The following is a 1111-nucleotide window of genomic DNA, read 5'->3' as shown; positions in this document are numbered from 1 at the left end:
CTATAGACCTTTCATAAGCACCCATCCCAGTAAAATCGATCGGGCAATCAGGACGATGCGCCATTACCCTTATGCGGTTGGATGGGTCAAGCCCCGTCAGGTCAATCGGGCAATCGGGGCGGTATACCATGACGCGGGCACGGCCGTCCTGATCAAGCCCCGTCAGATCGATCGGACAATCAGGACGCCTTGCCATTACAGTGGCGCGGGCGGATGGTGAAAGATCAGTAAGGTCTATAGGGCAATCCGGACGCCTTGCCATTACGTAGGCACGGTCTTCTGGATCGAGACCTGTTAAATCAATTGGGCAGTCGGGGCGGTGCGCCATGACGTAGGCACGATCTTCTGAATCGAGACCAGTCAGGTCGATCGGGGAGCTGGGGTCATTGGTCATTGCCAATACGCGGTTGAATGGTTCGTCGGTGTTCATGTCTGTACCCTTTGCTCAGCCGTTTTCGGGCTTATCGTCAGGTCGATTTTCCAAGACCCAAGCGCGATCGAATGAATCAAGACCTTCCAAATCGATCGGGCAATCAAGACGGTTCACCATTACGTAGGCTCGATCTTCTGAATCGAGACCAGTCAAATCGATCGGGCAATCGGGGCGTTGAACCATAACAAGGAAACGGTCTTCCGGAGAAAGGCAGGTCAAATCGATCGGGCAATCGGGGCGGCATGCCATGACGTAGGCGCGGTCGGATGAGCTAAGCCCCGTCAAATCGATCGGGCAATCGAGGCGCTGGGCCATTGCCATTGCGCGGTCGAATGAGTCATTTATGGCCATATCTGTTTACCCTTTGCTCAGCCGTTGTCCGGGTTGTAATCGGGGCGGTTCTTCAGGACCAAATCGATATCTTCCGGATCGAGACCTGTCAAGTCGATCGGGCAATCGGGGCGGTTGGCCATCACCCATGCGCGTTGGCTTGAACTAAGCCCTGCCAAGTCGATCGGACAATCGGGGCGGTATACCATCACTTGGGCGCGGTGGTACGGATCGAGACCTGTCATATCGATCGGGCAGTCGGGGCGGAGCGCCATGACATAGGCACGATCTTCTGAATCGAGACCTCTCAAATCGATCGGGGAGCTTGGATCATTGGTCATTGCCAAT

Annotated in this window: 3 protein-coding genes; all 3 read right to left on the bottom strand. The window is 55.3% G+C overall.

The window, feature by feature from the left end; translation table 11 throughout:
- Positions 1-430 (bottom strand): hypothetical protein (locus E4680_RS13890; protein WP_135283023.1); only part of this gene is annotated, 430 nt, incomplete at its 3' end.
- A 15-nt stretch (positions 431-445) separates the two neighbouring features.
- On the bottom strand, positions 446-784 hold the full coding sequence (locus E4680_RS13885) for a hypothetical protein (protein ID WP_135283022.1): 339 nt from the start codon (positions 782-784) through the stop codon (positions 446-448).
- 17 nt (positions 785-801) lie between these two features.
- Positions 802-1111: hypothetical protein (locus tag E4680_RS14225; protein ID WP_167792537.1), on the bottom strand; the 310-nt coding region annotated here is incomplete at its 5' end.

The sequence above is a fragment of the Candidatus Macondimonas diazotrophica genome, assembly GCF_004684205.1.
Lineage (GTDB): Bacteria > Pseudomonadota > Gammaproteobacteria > UBA5335 > UBA5335 > Macondimonas > Macondimonas diazotrophica.
Note: the sequence above shows the minus strand (reverse complement) of the source record. Positions and strands in the feature narration are given on the sequence as shown.

What these genes read in the sequence shown, in the direction of transcription:
- E4680_RS13885 (WP_135283022.1), bottom strand. Translation starts at nt 784, where the DNA reads ATGGCCATAAATGACTCATTCGACCGCGCAATGGCAATGGCCCAGCGC.